This is a genomic window from Flavobacterium sp. (assembly GCF_047602195.1).
GTDB lineage: Bacteria > Bacteroidota > Bacteroidia > Flavobacteriales > Flavobacteriaceae > Flavobacterium.
In genome coordinates this window covers 305,248-323,913 of record NZ_JASGHW010000004.1, presented here as the reverse complement: position 1 = coordinate 323,913, position 18,666 = coordinate 305,248, and the positions used below count along the sequence as shown (strand labels likewise).

Below are 18,666 nucleotides of genomic sequence, written 5' to 3'. Positions count from 1 at the left end.
TGCTATTGCTTTACGTAAATATTCTCGCGTCCAAAACTGTACATCAGTTCATTTTCGGGATGCACCGGAATGAACGACAGTCTTTTGGTCGCCGCGCTATCGGTAATCTTGATGCGGAAATATTGGTCGAAAACGCGACTGGATTTTTCACCCGAAGTAATCGTGTGAAGGATCTCGTCCTGACCGTTTTGTACCAATTCGTATACGCCATTGAACTTCTCCCCGTCGGCCGTCAATTCCAATTTGCTGTCGGCCTTGAACGTGTAGACTTTGCCGTCGGCGATTTTTTCGACCGACAGTTTTTCACCCTTATTGCCCCCGAAGCGCTGTTCGGTTTCTTTCCATTGGCCGATTAAGGCTTGTTCTTTCGAATGGCATCCGACGAGCAAAACCAATACGAGCGCTAGAATTGTTGCTTTCATCTTATTTTCCATATTCTTTCACCGCATCGATGAACGCCTTGGCATGGTCGACCGGAATGTTGGGCAAAATGCCGTGGCCGAGGTTGACGATGTAACGGTCCTTGCCGAATTCGTCGATCATCTGGTGCACCATTTTCTTGATTGTCGGGATTGGCGAGAGCAAACGCGACGGATCGAAATTGCCCTGCAACGTGATTTGTCCGCCCGACAGATAACGCGCATTTCTAGGCGAGCACGTCCAATCGACACCGAGCGCCGACGCTTTTGACTTGCCCATTTCGTTGAGCGCAAACCAGCAGCCTTTTCCGAACACGATTACGTGCGTCATCGGGGCCAAAGCTTCGACAATCTGGTTGATGTATTTCCAAGAGAATTCGGTGTAATCGGTTGGCGAAAGCATGCCGCCCCAGGAATCGAATACCTGAACAGCATTGACGCCGGCTTCGACTTTCTTCTTGAGATAAGCAATCGTCGTGTCGGTGATTTTTTGCAGCAACACGTGCGCGGCCTCGGGATATTGGAAACAAAATCCTTTGGCGGTGTCGAAGCTTTTCGAGCCTTTGCCTTCGACGGCATAACAGAAAATCGTCCACGGCGAACCCGCAAAACCAATCAGTGGTACTTCGTCGTCGAGCATTTGCTTGGTCAATTTGATGGCGTCCATGACATAGCCGAGCGTTTCATCAATATCTGGAACGATAACTTTTTCAACGTCTTGAATCGTGCGGATCGGATTCGGCAAAAACGGCCCAACCGATTCTTTCATGAGCACTTCGATGCCCATCGCTTGCGGCACCACGAGAATATCCGAGAACAAAATCGCGGCATCGGGTGCGATACGGCGAATGGGTTGCACCGTAATTTCGGCGGCGAGTTCGGGTGTTTGGCAGCGCGTGAAAAAATCGTATTTGTCGCGCAGTTCACGGAATTCGGGCAAATAGCGGCCGGCTTGGCGCATCATCCACACGGGTGGACGTTCTACAGTTTCGCCGCGAAGGGCTTTTAAGAATAAGTCGTTTTTAATCATTGCTTTTTTGTTGGCCACGAATACTCAAATGATTTCCGAATGATTCTGTGGGTTATTTTTTAAAATAGTTGATTGCTTGGATAATCGTGTTCTCGACCGAGGGTTGATTGGCGATTACAATATTAGCGGTTGTTTTTTCCAATTCAGTTGCCGTGGTTTTACCGATACAGAAACACATCTCGTTTGTAATTTCGTTGGCCGACAAAAAGCTTTGCACGCCCGACGGGCTGAAAAATAAAATCCCATCGAATGTCCCGACTTTCTGTGGCGTCGGCTCGGTTTCGTAAACCTCAATTTCGTTGAGTTCGACGTCTGCTTCGAGCAACGCCATCGGCAATTCGTTGCGCCGAATCGTACTGGAAAAGAACGTAAACGTTTCGTCGGCATAATCCGAAACGATGACTTCGGCCAATTCCTGTGCACTGTCGGCGATTTCCTGGACGGTAAATCCATGCTCGTCGAGCAAATCGGCCGTTTTGGAACCCACGCAGAATACTGGTTTTCTCCTGACATCTTGCACTTCGGGATGTTGGGCCAATGCTTTGACGCCGTTCTGGCTCGTAATGATCAGGTTATCGGCGACCGCTTGCAATTGAAAAGGCAAATAGGTCACGCGGATAAAATCGGCTTCGACGACCGCAAATCCGGCGTTGAGCAAAAACTGCTTTTGATTGGCCTGTAATTTTTTGGTCGACAGAATCCGTATCATTTCTTCAAATCTTTACGGATCTGTTCCATGATTTCGAACCCACCATTCTGCAAGGCATTTTCGGCGCATTGCCTGCCGAAATGTTCATATTCTTGAATCGGTGTCGTTTTCTGGATATGGATTTTTTGCTTCCCGTCAACCGAACACAACAGCCCGTCAAATTTAATCATTCCGGCTTCGACTTCGGCGAAAGCGCCAATCGGTGCGGTACATCCGCCTTCGAGTGTCTTCAAGAATTCGCGTTCGATTTCGGTACAGATTTCGGTTTCGCGGTGGTTCAATTGAGCGACCGCCTCATAAATAAACGGATCGTTTTCCATCACGACCACAACCATTGCGCCTTGTGCCGGTGCGGGAATCATCCAGTCGAGACCGAGGTAATTTTCAGGCTTGAGGTTGATGCGGTCGAGCCCGGCTTCGGCGAAAACGGCCCCGTTCCAATCGTTGTCCTGCAATTTCTGCAATCGCGTGTTGACATTGCCACGCAGATCGACGACCTTGTGGTGCGGATAACGGTTGAGCCATTGGGCCTGGCGGCGTAAACTGCCGGTGGCAATCGTGGCGTTGGTATTGAAAAAATCCTTGTCGCCTTTGTAAACGAGGATGTCTTTTTGGGAAGCGCGCTGCAAAACCGCGGCCTGGACGATGCCTTTCGGGAGCGCGGTCGGGACATCTTTCATCGAATGCACGGCGATGTCGACCTGGCCATTGATCATGGCGATGTCAAGCGTCTTGGTGAAAATCCCGGTGATGCCGAGTTCGTACAACGGCTTGTTAAGAATAAGGTCGCCCTGTGATTTAACGGCGACGATTTCGGTTTGAAATCCTAATTCGTTGAGTTTTTTTTCGACGGTGTGCGCCTGCCAGAGAGCAAGTTCGCTGTCGCGTGTTCCGATGCGGATGATTTTATTTTTTTCGTTGGCCACGAATTCTCGAATTATTTTTGAACCACTTCCCCATTAAATTCGTGCATTGCTTGCGCCAATTCACTTCGTTCGGGTCGTGGCTTATTTTTATTTTACAGCGGGGTCTATTTGGAACACTTTTTCAATCCATTCGATGCTTTCGTCCACCATGGTGTTGTCGTCCTTGAGGTGGTTGGCGAAATGCGTCGTGATTTTATGGATGATGCGCGCCGAGATGATTTCGGCTTGTTCCTCATTGAAATCGGCGATTTTTTTGCTTTGGAAATCGAGCTCCGAATTCTTGATCGCGTTGAGTTTTTCCTTCAAGGCGTTGATCGTCGGGGCGAATTTGCGCGCCTTGGTCCAAGTCGTGAATTCGGCCTTGATTTCTTCGATGATCGCCTCGGCCGCCGGAATGTGTTTCTTGCGGTTTTCCAAAGTTTCATCGGTCATCTGCGAGAGATTGTCCATATGGATCAAGGTCACGCCATCGATGGTTTGAACATTGTCGTGCACGTTTTTCGGAATCGACAAATCCAAAATCAGCAAAGGTTTCTTGAGGTTCAGGATCGCCGCATCGATGGTCGGGTTTTGTGCGCCCGTGGCCACGACGACGATGTCGGCCTTTTGCAGTTCGAGCTGCAAATCGGCATAATCTTTTACGATTAAATTGAGTTTGCTCGCGAGTTTTTCGGCCTTGTCTTTGGTGCGGTTGATCAAGGTAATGTGGTCATTTTTGGTGTGCTTGACCAAATTTTCACACGTATTCCTGCCGATTTTCCCCGTTCCGAACAGCAAAATATTTTTGTTGCGGATGTCGTTGACGTTCTTGATGATGTACTGTACCGACGCAAACGAAACCGAAGTCGCGCCCGACGAGATTTCCGTCTCGTTCTTGATGCGCTTGCTCGCCTGGATCACGGCATTGGTCAAGCGGTCCATGAACGTATTGATGAGCCCGAATGATTTGGATTCGTTGTAGCCCAGCTTGATCTGGCTGATGATTTCGAAATCGCCCAAAATCTGGCTGTCCAAACCGGTCCCGACACGGAACAAATGGTTGATGGCCTCTTGGGTTTTATAGACATAGCCCACGCGTTGGAATTCGTCCACCGAGCCTTGGGTATTGTCGCAAATGAGTTTGATGAGTTGGAACGGATGTTCCGCAAAACCGTAAATTTCGGTACGGTTGCAGGTAGAAGTAACGATGAGACTTCCGATGCCTTCATTTTTCGCCTGTTCGAGCAAACGCGTTTTTCCCGCTGCGTCGAGGCTGAATTTCCCTCTCATTTCAGCATCGGCCTTTTTGTAGCTGAGTCCAACCGCATAAAAGTAGTGATGCTTCGATAAGTTATTATTTCCCATATTTACACTTTTTGCTAAAAGTTGAACAAAATTATTACTTCACCTTTTATAAAAGTAACGCTCAAAGGACTTTTTATATCGTTTCAAGATATTTTGGACCAAAATGCCTCTAACAATGTAATTTCTTTTACTTTTGCAATAAAATCGGGCTTTCCGAAATGTCTTATGTAGAACAATTCTAAATAAAAATTTCGTCCGGTTTTAAAATAACATCTCAAAAAATACCGCTATGGGTTCTCAGGAAATCATAAAAATTGAAGACGATTTTTTGCTGCTGCGTTTCCAAAACGATGGCAATGAGGTTTTTCGCGCCGAGCGACAAATCAGCCAGGGATTGATCCAGTTCCACTTTGGCATCAAGGGGCGCGCGAAATTCATCTTCAACCAGGGCAATTACGCACTCGACCTCAAGGAAGAAAAAGCGCTGTTGCTCTACAATCCACAAAGGGAATTGCCGCTCAACTTAGAATTGGCGCCCAATTCGTGGGTGATTTCGGTCATCATCTCGATCAAGAAATTCCACGGCCTGTTCTCGACCGAGGCCGAACACATCCCGTTCCTGAGCAAGGAAAACCAGGAGCGCAAATATTACGACGAGAGCGACATCAATCCGTCGATGGCCATTGTGCTGAGCCAGTTGTTTCATTTCAACCTGAATCCGTCGATCAAGAATTTGTATTACAAAGGCAAGGCGTACGAACTGCTCAGTTTGTATTTCAACCGCAGCGAAGATCCCGATGCCGAACAGTGCCCGTTTTTGATCGATGAGGAAAACGTGCTCAAAATCCGCAAGGCCAAAGACATCGTCATCGCGAACATGGCCGAACCGCCGGGTTTGCAGGAATTGGCAGACCAAGTCGGACTCAATCTCAAAAAACTCAAAATGGGTTTCAAGCAGATTTACGGCGACAGCGTCTACAGTTTCCTGTTCGATTACAAGATGGAATACGCGCGCAAATTGCTCGAAGAAGGCAACCACAATGTCAATGAGGTCGGGCTCAAGATCGGGTACAGCACCGCGAGCCACTTTATCTCGGCGTTCAAGAAAAAATTCGCCACGACACCCAAGAAATATTTAATGTCTATCACCAATTGAATTTCAGATTTTGGAATTCAGATTTTAGAATGGTCTGCCAAAGACGTTTTCGTTAAATCTGAAATCTAAAATCACCAATCTAAAATCCAAAATGAAAGGAGCACTTTTAATCAACCTCGGCTCGCCCGAAAGTCCGGACCCGAAAGACGTCAAGCCGTATCTCGATGAATTTTTAATGGACCGTTTCGTCATCGACGTGCCATTCTTGCTGCGCGCATTTCTCGTCCGCGGGCTGATTCTGCGCAAACGCCCCGAACGTTCGGCCGCGGCCTATAAAAAAATCTGGTGGGACGAAGGTTCGCCGCTGATTGTCCTTTCGAAAAGGATGTTCGAGAAAGTCAAGAAACAGACCGACATGCCCGTGTCGCTGGCGATGCGTTATGGCAAGCCGAGCATTTTGCAGGGATTGCAGGAATTACACGATCAGGGCGTCGATGAAGTCTTGCTGTTTCCGCTTTACCCACAGCATGCGATGGCCTCGACGGTGACCATTCTGGTGCTGGCCGAAGAACTGCGCCAAAAACATTTCCCGAACATGAAATTCAGTGATGTGCCGGCGTTTTACAACAAACCCGATTACATTCAAAATCTGGCCGACTCGATGAAAAGGCATTTGGATACTTTCGAATACGACCATTTGTTGTTTTCATACCACGGCATTCCCGAGCGCCACATCCGCAAGACCGACATCACCAAATCGCATTGCAAGATCGACGGCCATTGCTGCCAGACCAAATCGGAGGCGCATCAGTTTTGCTACCGTCACCAATGTTTCGAGACGACGCGCCAGGTGGTAGAATTGCTCGGAATCCCTGAAGGAAAATACAGCCAGACGTTCCAATCGAGACTCGCCGGTGACAAATGGCTCGAGCCATACACCGATGTCGAAATCAACAAAATGCCGGCAAAAGGAATTAAAAACCTGGCCGTCGTGACGCCCGCTTTCGTAGCCGATTGCCTCGAAACCTTGGAAGAAATCGCGATGGAAGCCAACCACCAGTTCAAGGAACACGGGGGCGAAAATTTCCTCGCAATCCCATGCCTCAACGATGATGACGCTTGGAGCGCTACCGTCGCCAAATGGATCAACGACTGGGCCAATAATTAAAAAATCAGCCACGACCCGCACAAAGTGAACGGGCGAAGCAATTCACAAATTTTAAAACCAAACTTTGCAATAATTCGTGAGTTCGTGGCCATAAAAAAATATGGAACTCTACAACTATCTCAAATCGCTGCACCTCATCTTTGTGGTGACCTGGTTCGCCGGGTTGTTCTACATTGTGCGTCTGTTCGTGTACCAGATTGAGGCCGCACAAAAGCCGTCGCCCGAAAAGGAGATTTTGCAAAAACAATACAAGATCATGACCTACCGGCTGTGGTACATCATCACTTGGCCGTCGGCGGTACTGGCGAGTGTTTTTGCGTTTTGGATGTTGCTCGGAACCGATTTGGGCCGTGCCTGGTTGCAGATGCCGTGGATGCACGTCAAGCTCGGATTTGTCTTTTTATTGTACCTCTATCATTTGAAATGCCACCAGATTTTCAAGCAATTGCAAAAAGATGAAGTCAAATACACTTCGAATTTCATGCGGTTGTGGAACGAAGGCGCGACGATCATTTTGTTTGCCGTCGTATTCCTGGTCGTACTCAAAAGCGCGGTCAACTGGATTTTCGGTGTGGTCGGCATCATGCTGTTTTCGATATTGATCATGCTCGGATTCAAGTTTTACAAAAGAATACGCGAAAAAAACCAAAGCTGATGGCCAAGCGGTTCCACATGTCGATGCTTTCCCTGCGAATCAGGATTTTCCTGTCGATGATCGTATTGATTTTGATCGCTTCGATTTTGATGGCTTCGATTTCAATCATCCAATTCAAGAATGAGGCGAAAGATTACCACCAGGAACGATTGGAGCGCAAGGAACTCGCTATCAAGGAACACATCAATTATGTGTTGGCCAATACGACTTATCCGCTCACGACCAATAATCTGTCGTACATTTTCAAGGACCGCATCCACGAGCTGGCACAAATCCACAACCTAGAGATCAACATTTACGGGCTCAACGGCAAACTGCTCAAATCGTCCAAGGCGGCCTTCTCGGTCGACAGCGTCTCACCGCCGATCCCGAAATACATCCTCAAGCTCGTCCAGTCTTCGATTGAAAAACGATACGTCGACATCAAGAACATCGACGGCGTCAAGAACCGTTCGTCCTACAGTTTGATCAAGGACGAAAAGTTCAAGCCGCTCGGGATTTTGAACCTGCCATACGTGGAAGACGACGGATTTTACGAAAAGGAATTGCAGAACTTCCTGATCCGATTGAGCCAGGTGTACGGTTTTATGCTCGTCATCGCGTTTGCTTTGGCGTACTTTTTATCAACCTACATCACGCAATCACTCAAGACGATTTCGGACAAACTTTCGGAAACAAGCCTGAACCAGAAGAACGAGAAGATTTTCATCCGCGCCAATTCGAAGGAAATCAATTTGCTGATCCGCGCCTACAATTCGATGGTCGACAAATTGGAACGAAGCGCAGTCAAGTTGGCCCAAAGCGAACGCGAGGAAGCCTGGCGCGAAATGGCCAAACAGGTCGCGCACGAGATCAAGAATCCGCTGACGCCGATGCGCTTGACGGTGCAGAATTTCCAACGCAAATTCGATGCGAACGACCCCGATCTGAAACAGAAATTAAAGGATTATTCCGAAACCTTGATCCAGCAGATCGATACGATGAGCTCGGTGGCGTCGGCCTTTTCGCAATTCGCCTCGATGCCGGCGCAGCAAAACGAGACGCTCAATGTGGTCGAGGTCGTCGAACTCGCGCTCGATATTTTCAACGAGGACGATGTGAGTTTCGAAAGCCAGGAACAAACGATTATTTCCAAAATGGACCGCACGCAACTCATTCGAATTATCACCAATTTGGTCAAAAACGCCATCCAGTCGATTCCGGAACACCAAGTCGAAAAACTCGTTTCGGTCTCGGTCAGAAAGGTGGACAATGAAGTGCTGATTTCGGTGCGCGACAACGGAACCGGAATCGAGGAGCACAACATCCCGCGTATTTTCGAACCCAAGTTCACCACCAAAAGCAGCGGCATGGGACTCGGCCTCGGAATTATCAAAAACATCATTGAAAATTACAAAGGAACGATTACTTTTGAAACACAATGGGGAAAAGGCACCGTGTTTACGGTTTCACTCCCAATCATCAATTCTTAAAAAATACAACCAATGGCTTACGAAAATATCCTGACCGACAAACAAAACGGCATCGCCACAATCACCATCAACCGTCCCAGCAAACTCAACGCACTCAACAAACAGACCATCCAGGAACTGCACGATGCGTTCGAATCGCTCGGACACGATGCAGAGGTGCGCGTGATCATCCTGACCGGCAGCGGCGAAAAAGCGTTTGTGGCCGGCGCCGATATTGCCGAATTTGCCAATTTCTCGGTCGAGGAAGGCGCACAGCTCGCGGCCCAAGGGCAGGAATTGCTGTTCGATTATGTGCAGAATCTCCGAACACCGGTCATTGCAGCCGTCAACGGTTTTGCGCTCGGCGGTGGATTGGAACTCGCGATGGCCTCGCATTTCCGCATCGCCTCGGACAATGCCAAAATGGGGCTGCCGGAAGTATCGCTCGGCGTCATTCCAGGCTATGGCGGAACCCAGCGTTTGCCGCAACTCGTGGGCAAAGGCCGCGCAATGGAAATGATCATGACCGCGGGGATGATTTCGGCCGAGGAAGCCAAAAATTATGGCCTCGTGAACCATGTCGTGCCGCAGGCCGAACTGCTTGATTTCGCCAACGGCATCGCGCAGAGAATCATGCGCAATTCCCCTACGGCGATCAGCCAAGCCATCAAGGCCGTCAATGCCAACTTCGAAGATGGCACCAATGGGTATAAAGTCGAGATCAAGTCGTTCGGGAAATGTTTCGGAACCGAAGATTTCAAGGAAGGAACGACGGCGTTTTTGGAGAAAAGAAAGGCGGATTTTAAAGGAAACTAATCCCTTTTTAATTCAACCGCAAAGGAACAAAGATTACGCAAAGTTCGATAAACTTTGAGGCTTTAGCGAAAAAAACTTTGCTTACTTTGCGGTGAAAAACTATCGTTGCCCATTCCATTCCGCATAAAACTGTGCGAGAAAATCCTCCATATATTGATGCCGTTGCAACGCGATTTGCTTGCCGGTTTCGGTATTCATTTTGTCTTTCAACAACAATAATTTTTCATAAAAGTGGTTCAGCGTAGGCGAATCACTTTTTTTGTATTCTTCCTTCGACATGTTCAGGTTTGGGACGATTTCTGGATTGTAGAGCGCACGGTTCTTGAAACCGCCGTAGTTGAAGCAACGTGCAATGCCGATGGCGCCCAATGCATCGAGTCGGTCGGCGTCCTGGACGATGTCGAGTTCCTTAGAAGAAAATTTTCTTTCGAAATTGCCGCCCTTGAACGAAATGTTCTCGATGATGCCAATCACGTGCAAAATGGTTTCTCCGGATACATTGTGGCTTTCGAGAAAGGTTCTGGCCGTCCTTGGCCCGATCGTTTCGTCCCCGTCGTGGAATTTGCTGTCGGCGATGTCGTGCAAGAGTGCGCCGAGCTGGACAATTTCTAGATTGCAGTTTTCACCCTGTGCAATGAGCAAGGCGTTTTTCCATACGCGTTCGATGTGGAACCAGTCGTGCCCGCCTTCGGCGTTTTCGAGTTGTTTTTTGACGAAGGCAATGGTGTGTTCGATTAATGGGGAAGTCATAATGTATGCGATTTGCGTGAGGGATGGCAGCGGCATCCTTTTGCTGCGTTTACAAAGCAAAAGATAGAGCGGACAGCCCGACAGCGCCGGAGTTTACGAAGGCGGTGGCACGCCCCAAAAATTAAAAATTCAAATTACAACGTAGCCGGTGTGACCCATTTGAAAATGTGGCCTTGTTCAGGAATGACGAGCCTTTCTGAAATCTTGGCCATGCGTGCGGGCAGTTTCATGAGGTAGTCGCGGGCTTTTTCGGCTTCATCGGTCAAATTGCTGATTTTGCCGATTTCCCAACGGTCGATCAATTTCTGCAGGATGTCTACGTAATCCTGTGCGGTATAGACGCCGATGCGTTGCGCACAATCGGAGAAATGTTCGAATGCCATGCCAATGCTTTGGCCCGATTCACGTAAAAAGTGCGCCGGCATCACGATCTTGAGTTTCATCATGTGCAAAAAGGCGAGCATCATTTCGCTTGGGTCGACCTTGAAGATTTCGTTGACGAATTCGCTGTAAGCGTTGTGGTGGCGCATTTCATCGCCGGCAATCATCTTGCACATCTTGGCCAGTCGTTTCTCGCCATGCTGTTTGGCGATTTGCGAAACCCGGTTGTGCGAAATATAAGTGGCCAATTCCTGGAAACTGGTGTAGACGAAGTTTTTATACGGATCGCTTCCGGTCCCGATGTCGAAGCCGTCGGCGATTAAATATTGGGTGGAAATCTCTACCTCGCGCATGTTGATGCGGCCGGACAGATAAAGGTATTTGTTGAGCACGTCTCCGTGGCGGTTTTCTTCGGAAGTCCAGGAGCGCACCCAGTTCGACCAGGAGTTCGGCCCGAGCTGGTCGATGCCTTCGACGGTCATGAGCCAGGATTCGTAGGTCGGCAGCGCTTCTTCGGTGATGGTATCGCCGATAAGCGTGATCCAGAAATCATAAGGTAAATCTTTGGCGAGTTCGCGCAATTCCTTGACTTCTTCGAGGAAATTATCGCTTTGCGAATCGGGCAAAAAATCGGTGGGTTGCCAGATTTTTTCGACAGGCATCAGGTATTGGTTGACTGAAGTTTCGATGTCTTTCTCGAGGAACTTCATGACCTCCAGGCGGGTATTTTGGACTGACATTTTTTTGATTTATGATTTGTGATTTTAGATTTTATAATGAATTCATGTTAAATCTGAAATCTGAAATTATTGAATTCCGTTAACGACTGCTTGTTCGGTTTGCGCAAATAGTTCGTCAAAAGGAACCTCACTCACCTTGATTGGATTGTGCACCGTAAAGGTAAGGCGATTTCCGAGACCAAGCGGAAAAAAACCGTATTTAACAATTTTCCAAGAGTTGTTAATGGTTACCGGAACGACATAAGCCGAAGGTGCCGCCTTGCACAAAATTTTGAGCCCCATGGCAGCAAACTCCTTGGGCTTGCCATTTTTGCTGCGCGTGCCTTCGGGGAAAATGACGGCCGAACGCTTGTGTTTTTCGATGTATTCGCCCAAACTGCGGATCACCGGAAGCGACTGTTTCGGGTCTTTGCGATCGATGACGACAGAGCCGCCGTGGCGCAGGTTGTAGGAAACACTCGGGATGCCTTTGGCGAGTTCGATCTTGCTCACGAATTTGGGGTGCCATCTTCTGCAAAACCAAACGAACAGGATGATGTCGTATAAACTTTGGTGGTTGGAGGCGAAAATGATCGGGGCGTCTTGCGGGATGTTTTCGCGGCCTTTTACTTCGTAGGTATTGCCAAGCAAATGTCCGATGCGCAACAAGCAAAAGTTAAGGTAATCGACGCTTTTCTTGTGTGCCTGGTAGCCCAAAACATTGAGGCAGATCCATTGGATGGGGTGAAAAATAATCAACGTCAGCATAAAGAGCACATAGGCTATGGCCGACAAAGGGTAAGAGATTATTTTTTCCATTTTTAAAATTTTAATGGCAAAAATAAGAAATTAAATCGGCGGGAAATACCATTTGGTCGAAAACCCTCAATTAAAATTTAACAATTTTTACAGAAATTCTATTGGGCGTCGTTCGCAAATTGAGATAGGTTTGACTCATCGAAAAGCAACATCCAATTGGGGCAAATTGAAATGCATCGGCTGTGTTTTCTGTTTGCCGCCTTTGCAAACCAAAAACAACCCGATCTTTTTCGATACCGATGAATACACGCCATACAACATTGGGTTGTTTTTACCGAATAAGGAAAAGTAAAATACAGATCAATACCCTGAAACCGGAATGGCCGGCATTCATAGCACCCTTTAAACGTTGGCACCACACTTTCGTTTTATGAGCTGGCCGTTCCTTTTTTCATCGGGAAAAGACCGTTGGAAATGATGCTGCCAAAGCGGCTTTCCGACCCGTCATTTTGAAATTGGAAAAGTGTGGAAAAGTATTTTGGGTTCTAAAAATCCCTTTCAAAAAAAGCATTATTTTTACGAGCATTAAGAGCAAATATAAACGAAGGAAAAAATGAGTTCAGAAAAAGAAGCGAAATTAAAAGCGCTGCAATTAACCCTTGATAAATTAGACAAAACCTACGGAAAAGGCACCGTCATGAAGATGGGCGACAAGGCTGTGGAAGAAGTGGAAACGATTTCTTCGGGTTCACTCGGCCTCGATTTGGCGCTCGGCGTCAACGGCTATCCGAAAGGCAGGATTATCGAAATATACGGCCCGGAATCTTCGGGTAAAACCACCTTGACCTTGCACGCGATTGCCGAAGCGCAAAAGGCTGGCGGAATCGCAGCTTTCATCGATGCGGAACACGCCTTCGACAGGAATTATGCCGAGAAACTCGATGTGGATGTCGAAAACCTCATCATCTCGCAACCCGACAACGGGGAGCAGGCTTTGGAAATTGCCGAAAACCTGATCCGTTCGGGGGCGATTGACATTGTCGTGATCGACTCGGTGGCGGCACTCACGCCAAAAAGTGAAATCGAGGGCGAAATGGGCGATTCAAAAATGGGATTGCACGCACGCCTCATGTCGCAGGCACTTAGAAAATTGACCGGAACGATCAGCAAGACCAACTGTACGGTATTTTTCATCAACCAGTTGCGCGAGAAAATCGGGGTGATGTTCGGGAATCCGGAAACGACCACCGGGGGTAACGCCTTGAAGTTTTATGCGTCGGTACGTCTGGACATTCGCCGTTCGTCGCAAATCAAGGAAGGCGAGAACGTAATCGGTAACCGCACGAAAGTCAAGGTTGTCAAGAATAAAGTCGCGCCACCTTTTAAGACCGCCGAATTCGACATCATGTACGGCGAAGGCGTTTCGAAAACCGGTGAGATTTTGGACCTGGCTGTCGAATTTGAAATCATCAAGAAATCGGGCTCGTGGTTCAGCTACGGCGACACCAAGCTCGGACAAGGACGTGACGCAGTCAAGGCGCTCATCAAGGACAATCCGGAACTGGCCGACGAACTCGAACAAAAAATCAAGGAAACGATCAAAGAAAACGTTGCCTAAACCACAAACCCGAAAATTTTCGGGTTTTTTTATTTCCGTACGCAACCATTTTAAAACACCGGTATCTACCGGGTATTGAAAACCCTTTTCAAGATGAAAAAACTATTGCTGCTTTTGCTTGTCGTGTTCGCGTTGAACGGCTGTTCGACCGATGGCGACAATCAACCCAAGGTGTATTATGAACTGGTGCCCATCGACCGGTGCCAGATGCCGTATCGGATGTCTTCTGGGGAAACTTACGAACTGGATATGTTTTTCAACATGCCGACCACTTGCCACGCTTACAAAGGGATTTATTTCGAAGGGGAAGGAAATGTCAAGACCGTAGCCATACAGGCAACCGTTTTTGAACGAAACGATTGTACGGTCATTCCAACCTCCAACAACGGATCGCCATCCTTTACCACAGCAAAATACAATTTTACGGCAGGTGCCCCAGGAACCATGTATACCTTTAAAATCTGGACAGGAAAAAACGAACAAGGAGAAAACACTTTTTATGAAGTAGAAGTACCGGTAACCAATTAACAGATAACCCTAACGCGTTGAATTTAGAGCAGCTTATACTAGATTGCCAAAAAAAGAATATCAAGGCACAGGAACAGTTATTTAGACTCTTTTCGTCTAAGCTGTTCGCTGTCTGCCTCAAGTATTCCCGCAACTATGAAGAAGCGCAGGACAATTTGCAGGACGGCTTTATGATCATTTATGAAAAGATCGGGCAGTTCTCGTTCAAGGGTTCGTTTGAAGGCTGGGCCAAGCGCCTGATGATCAACAACGCGTTGCAGTATTACCGCAAGGAAAATTCGCTGCGGCTGATCAACGAGGACATCGCCGATGAGGAAATGGTCGAAATCGAGGACAACAACATCTCGATGGACTATTTGCTCAAGATCATCCAGGAATTGCCCGACCGTTACCGATTGGTTTTCAACCTGTACGTCATTGACAATTATGCCCACAAGGAAATCGCCGAGATGCTCGACATCAGCATCGGCACCTCAAAATCGAACCTGTCGCGTGCGCGCATGATTTTGAAGGAAAAAATTGAAGCACTGAACACGACTAATACTTTACCATCCGCAAAATGAGTGAAAGAAAAAATATAGACAAACTCTTTCAGGAAAAGTTCAAGGACTTTGAAGCCGAAGCGCCCGAAACCGCTTGGCCGGAACTTGAAAGAAGATTGAAAAAGAAGAAAGACCGAAAAGTGATCCCAATCTGGTGGCGCTTATCGGGTGTGGCCGCGGCTTTGCTGCTCGGATGGCTCGTGGCCAACAAATTGGGATTGTTCAGCAACGGCAATCACCTGGAAAATGAAGTGGTGATTGAAGAGGCACCGAAAGGAAAACCCGAAACCAACGGCAACGCCATTGATTCGAACAATGGGAATCCAACCTCAAATGAAGCCGTTGCGGAAAAAGATTCGGCGACTTCAGTGACTGTTCCCAATGAAAATGCCGTCGCAGAATCTTCTGAAAACAAGGCCAACACAAACGACAAATCTGGAAATACAAATTCAAATAACGAACAAAAACAAAATAAAAAAACGGCGCCGTTTAACGAATACCAAAAATCGAATTCGAATCGTGCGTTTGTCAATGCTTCGGCAGATGAAACAAATTCACGAACAAACCGTTCGAAACAACAGCGAACAAAGAAGAAAATTTCGGACAGCAAACCAAGCGAAAGTTTAAACGACACGCCGAATAACCGAACCGCCGTTGCCCAAAACGACAAGCAAAATCCTGAAGAATCGACGGTCCGCAATAACGGCCATTCGGTGAAAAAAGAAGCGGTTGAAAATCAGAACAACAAAACCAATCCAACCGCAATTGTCCAGAATGATGCACAGAATTCCGGAAACAAGACGGCTTCTGGTGACAAAACTAGCGTGAAAAAAGACGCGGTTCCACAAAATCCAAACCACGGCGAGGCACAAAATACCGCCATCGCCCATAAAAATACAACCGATCAAAAATCTTCCGAAGCGGCAACAGTCAATCAAAAGACACAGCGCAATCAGAACAACAACACGACTGACAAACCAATCAATCAAGTTGCCGCTGCAGAAGATCAAAAACAGGTAAAGAAATTAGATTCGACAGCAATTGCTATGACTGTCCCTAATGCGTTGGAAGAATTGTTAAATGAAAAAGAAAACAAGGTTACCAAAGAACCCAAATTAAATAGGTGGCAAATCACTTCGAATATTGCCCCTATTTATTTCGGGTCGACTTCCAGCGGTTCCCCGATCGATTCGACTTTCGCGGGCAAATCGAAAGATTACAACACGCAGGTCAGTTATGGTCTCGGTGTCAATTATGCGGTGAACAAACGTTTGACCATCCGTGCGGGCGTGAACAAGGTTTCACTCGATTACGATACCAACAACGTCGAATTGTATGCGAGCCTCGACGAAGGTGGGCTAGGCAACCTCGATGGTCCGGCACAGAACAATTACCTCAATTTCGGAAAAATGTTGGCTGCCCGTTCGGCAGCAATGACCAGCGGTACGCGTGCCGAAATGGCGGCGCTCAATACCGGGCCACTGACTACCGATAAGTTCACGGGAACGATTTCCCAGAAAATGGGCTACATCGAAGTCCCGGTCGAGGTGTCGTATGCGGTCATCAACAGAAAACTAGGCGTCAATGTGATTGCGGGCGTCAGTACGTTGTTCCTCAACGAAAACGAAGTGAGCTTGTCCTCCGAAGGCTTATCGACGAATCTCGGCGAAGCGAACAATTTGAACCAGACGCATTTCAGTACGAACGTCGGGCTCGGCGTCAAATATGGTTTCCTCAAATCGTTCGAGGCGCGTTTCGAACCGATTTTCAAGTACCAGTTGAACACATTCAGCAAAGACAGCGGCGACTTCAAACCGTACTTCTTCGGTTTGTACACCGGCGTAAGTTTCCGCTTCTAGATATTAGTTAGATTTGTTAGGGTGTTGTTGCCTGCGGGCAACGACGGAAAAGAGCGCTTGCCGAGGCGCTCTTTTTTATTTTCGGTATTCGAGCAGTTGTTGGTGGATGATCTGCCAGACCTGCTCCTTGACGTCCTTGATTGTCTTCTTGTCGTCTATCGGCATTCCTTGGGTTTGCACAAATGGATGGATCTTGGCACGCATCAATCCCGGGCTGCCGCTCATGAACGTATACGAAAGCCGCTCTTTGTTGTCGCCGAAAGTCATCGGCACGATAGGGATTTGGTGCTCGATGGCCAATCGGAAAGCGCCGTCCTTAAACGCATCGAGTTCGATGGATTCGTCATCGGGCACACCGCCTTCGGGAAAGATGCAGATGCTGAGTCCCTGATTGAGTCGTTTTTCGGCCCGGTTGAACACTTCCATCCTGCTCTTGGAACTTTTTCGGTCGACCAAAATGCAAGTCCGTTTGTAAAAGAATCCGAACAACGGGATCTTGGCCAGCTCCTTCTTGCCTACAAAAACAAATGGGTTGCGGATGACGGCCAGCATGAGCATGATGTCGGCCATAGACGTATGATTGGCCACAAACATATAGCTTTTCCCGGGTTGTGGTTCCTGTTCGCGTTCGACCTTGTAATAAAAGCCCATCCCGAACAGGATGAACTTGGCCCAAATCCTGGCCATGATAAAAAAATACGGATACCATTTCTCCTTGGTGATCGAAACCACCAGGAACGGCAGCATCACCAAGATGGGAATCGCGATGAGCACGTAAAACCATACGCGCCACAATATCCAGAAAAGGTATTTGAGCATTTTCATGTACCCAAAAATACATAATCGGCTTTAATAAAATGTCAATGTATCGCCAATCCCAAATAAAACCTTGAAATCTTTTATATTTGCAATTCAAATTTTTCATTATGTCACGAATACTCACAGGAATTCAAAGCACCGGAACACCGCACCTGGGCAACCTGCTCGGCGCGATTATTCCCGCGATTGAATTGTCCAAAAAACCCGAAAACGATTCGTTCCTCTTTATCGCCGATTTGCATTCGGCCACACAAATCAAAGATGGGGACACTTTGCGCGCCAACACCTTGAGTACGGCCGCAACCTGGCTCGCGTTCGGGCTTGACATTGAGAAAGTGATTTTTTACCGCCAGTCGGATGTACCGCAAACCGCCGAACTGTCTTGGTATTTGAGCTGTTTTTTCCCGTTCCAACGGTTGACTTTGGCACATTCGTTCAAGGACAAGGCCGACCGCCTGTCTGATGTCAATGCCGGATTGTTTACCTATCCGATGCTTATGGCGGCCGATATCTTGTTGTATGATGTCAATTTTGTCCCGGTCGGCAAAGACCAGTTGCAGCACATCGAAATCACACGCGACGTGGCTTCGCGTTTCAACAACCAGATGGGGGAGACTTTTGTATTGCCCGAGCCGTTTATCGACAACAATACGATGCTTGTACCGGGAACCAACGGTGGAAAAATGAGCAAGTCGGCCAACAACTACATCAATATTTTCCTCGATGACAAGGCGCTGCGCAAACAGGTCATGTCGATCGAAACCGACAGCACCCCTTTGGAAGAACCCAAAAACACCGAAACCTGCAAGATTTTCGCAATCTATAAATTGCTCGCCAACGAAAACCAGTTGGCGCAAATGATTGAGAAATACAAAAACGTCAACCGCGATTTTGGTTGGGGACATGCCAAACAGGAATTGTTTGAACTCATCTGTGAGAAATTCAAGACCGAGCGCGAAAAATACAACCATTACATCGACAACCCACAGGAAGTCGAGCAAGCATTGATGCTCGGTGCGGCCAAGGCGGCCAAGGTTGCCGATGGCGTTTTGTCTCGTGTTCGGGAAAAATTAGGTTACCGACCATAAAAGCGCCCTAACTGAATTTTTTTTAGCCACGGATACACGAATTTTTAGA

Annotated in this window: 19 protein-coding genes; 10 read left to right on the top strand and 9 right to left on the bottom strand. The window is 47.7% G+C overall.

The window, feature by feature from the left end; translation table 11 throughout:
• Positions 1 to 2: 2 nt before the first annotated feature.
• From QM717_RS07845 to hemA, 5 genes are all read right to left on the bottom strand, one after another.
• The gene (locus tag QM717_RS07845; protein ID WP_415036556.1) at positions 3 to 422 is read right to left on the bottom strand and encodes a hypothetical protein; all 420 of its coding nucleotides are present in this window, start codon (positions 420 to 422) and stop codon (positions 3 to 5) included.
• Position 423: 1 nt separating this feature from the next.
• Positions 424 to 1,449 carry a uroporphyrinogen decarboxylase gene (gene hemE, locus QM717_RS07840; RefSeq protein ID WP_415036554.1) on the bottom strand — a complete coding sequence of 342 codons (1,026 nt, stop codon included), beginning with the start codon at positions 1,447 to 1,449 and terminating at the stop codon, positions 424 to 426.
• Between the two features lie 52 nt (positions 1,450 to 1,501).
• Positions 1,502 to 2,158, bottom strand: coding sequence for a uroporphyrinogen-III synthase (locus tag QM717_RS07835; RefSeq protein ID WP_415036552.1), 657 nt, complete (start codon positions 2,156 to 2,158; stop codon positions 1,502 to 1,504).
• Positions 2,155 to 3,084 (bottom strand): hydroxymethylbilane synthase, encoded by a 930-nt coding sequence (gene hemC / locus QM717_RS07830; protein WP_415036550.1) that lies wholly within the window; start codon positions 3,082 to 3,084, stop codon positions 2,155 to 2,157. The genes QM717_RS07835 and hemC overlap by 4 nt, the downstream gene beginning before the upstream one ends.
• Before the next feature lie 87 nt (positions 3,085 to 3,171).
• Positions 3,172 to 4,428: a glutamyl-tRNA reductase gene (gene hemA, locus QM717_RS07825; protein WP_415036548.1), complete on the bottom strand. Its 1,257-nt coding sequence runs from the start codon at positions 4,426 to 4,428 to the stop codon at positions 3,172 to 3,174.
• A 229-nt stretch (positions 4,429 to 4,657) separates the two neighbouring features.
• Here hemA and QM717_RS07820 point away from each other — a divergent pair, with 229 nt between their 5' ends.
• The 5 genes from QM717_RS07820 (at position 4,658) to QM717_RS07800 (ending at position 9,554) form a co-directional block, all read left to right on the top strand.
• A complete protein-coding gene (locus QM717_RS07820) occupies positions 4,658 to 5,524 on the top strand; it encodes a helix-turn-helix transcriptional regulator (RefSeq protein ID WP_415036546.1) in 867 nt (288 codons plus the stop codon).
• Between the two features lie 91 nt (positions 5,525 to 5,615).
• The gene (gene hemH / locus QM717_RS07815; protein WP_415036544.1) at positions 5,616 to 6,632 is read left to right on the top strand and encodes a ferrochelatase; all 1,017 of its coding nucleotides are present in this window, start codon (positions 5,616 to 5,618) and stop codon (positions 6,630 to 6,632) included.
• Between the two features lie 100 nt (positions 6,633 to 6,732).
• Positions 6,733 to 7,287: a CopD family protein gene (locus QM717_RS07810; RefSeq protein ID WP_415036542.1), complete on the top strand. Its 555-nt coding sequence runs from the start codon at positions 6,733 to 6,735 to the stop codon at positions 7,285 to 7,287.
• Positions 7,287 to 8,759, top strand: a complete 1,473-nt coding sequence (locus QM717_RS07805; RefSeq protein WP_415036540.1) for a sensor histidine kinase — start codon at positions 7,287 to 7,289, stop codon at positions 8,757 to 8,759. Before QM717_RS07810 ends, QM717_RS07805 begins: the two co-directional genes overlap by 1 nt.
• A 12-nt stretch (positions 8,760 to 8,771) precedes the next feature.
• Positions 8,772 to 9,554 carry an enoyl-CoA hydratase/isomerase family protein gene (locus tag QM717_RS07800; RefSeq protein WP_415036538.1) on the top strand — a complete coding sequence of 261 codons (783 nt, stop codon included), beginning with the start codon at positions 8,772 to 8,774 and terminating at the stop codon, positions 9,552 to 9,554.
• Positions 9,555 to 9,653: 99 nt separating this feature from the next.
• On the opposite strand, the gene QM717_RS07795 is transcribed toward QM717_RS07800, so the two are convergent.
• The 3 genes from QM717_RS07795 to QM717_RS07785 all read right to left on the bottom strand — a co-directional run bounded on the left by QM717_RS07795 (position 9,654) and on the right by QM717_RS07785 (position 12,223).
• A complete protein-coding gene (locus QM717_RS07795) occupies positions 9,654 to 10,304 on the bottom strand; it encodes an HD domain-containing protein (RefSeq protein WP_415036536.1) in 651 nt (216 codons plus the stop codon).
• A gap of 134 nt (positions 10,305 to 10,438) precedes the next feature.
• A complete protein-coding gene (locus QM717_RS07790) occupies positions 10,439 to 11,425 on the bottom strand; it encodes an acyl-ACP desaturase (protein WP_415036534.1) in 987 nt (328 codons plus the stop codon).
• 66 nt (positions 11,426 to 11,491) lie between these two features.
• Positions 11,492 to 12,223: a lysophospholipid acyltransferase family protein gene (locus tag QM717_RS07785; protein WP_415036532.1), complete on the bottom strand. Its 732-nt coding sequence runs from the start codon at positions 12,221 to 12,223 to the stop codon at positions 11,492 to 11,494.
• 553 nt (positions 12,224 to 12,776) lie between these two features.
• On the opposite strand from QM717_RS07785, the gene recA reads away from it, so the two are divergent.
• From recA to QM717_RS07765, 4 genes are all read left to right on the top strand, one after another.
• The gene (gene recA, locus QM717_RS07780) at positions 12,777 to 13,781 is read left to right on the top strand and encodes a recombinase RecA (RefSeq protein WP_415036530.1); all 1,005 of its coding nucleotides are present in this window, start codon (positions 12,777 to 12,779) and stop codon (positions 13,779 to 13,781) included.
• Positions 13,782 to 13,874: 93 nt separating this feature from the next.
• Complete coding sequence (locus tag QM717_RS07775) at positions 13,875 to 14,309, top strand: hypothetical protein (RefSeq protein WP_415036528.1); 435 nt, start codon at positions 13,875 to 13,877, stop codon at positions 14,307 to 14,309.
• 17 nt (positions 14,310 to 14,326) lie between these two features.
• The gene (locus QM717_RS07770; protein WP_415036526.1) at positions 14,327 to 14,872 is read left to right on the top strand and encodes an RNA polymerase sigma factor; all 546 of its coding nucleotides are present in this window, start codon (positions 14,327 to 14,329) and stop codon (positions 14,870 to 14,872) included.
• The gene (locus tag QM717_RS07765) at positions 14,869 to 16,710 is read left to right on the top strand and encodes a hypothetical protein (protein ID WP_415036524.1); all 1,842 of its coding nucleotides are present in this window, start codon (positions 14,869 to 14,871) and stop codon (positions 16,708 to 16,710) included. Before QM717_RS07770 ends, QM717_RS07765 begins: the two co-directional genes overlap by 4 nt.
• A gap of 75 nt (positions 16,711 to 16,785) precedes the next feature.
• On the opposite strand, the gene QM717_RS07760 is transcribed toward QM717_RS07765, so the two are convergent.
• Positions 16,786 to 17,535 carry a lysophospholipid acyltransferase family protein gene (locus tag QM717_RS07760; protein ID WP_415036522.1) on the bottom strand — a complete coding sequence of 250 codons (750 nt, stop codon included), beginning with the start codon at positions 17,533 to 17,535 and terminating at the stop codon, positions 16,786 to 16,788.
• Positions 17,536 to 17,636: 101 nt separating this feature from the next.
• On the opposite strand from QM717_RS07760, the gene trpS reads away from it, so the two are divergent.
• A complete protein-coding gene (gene trpS, locus QM717_RS07755) occupies positions 17,637 to 18,617 on the top strand; it encodes a tryptophan--tRNA ligase (RefSeq protein WP_415036520.1) in 981 nt (326 codons plus the stop codon).
• The last annotated feature ends 49 nt before the right edge of the window (positions 18,618 to 18,666 follow it).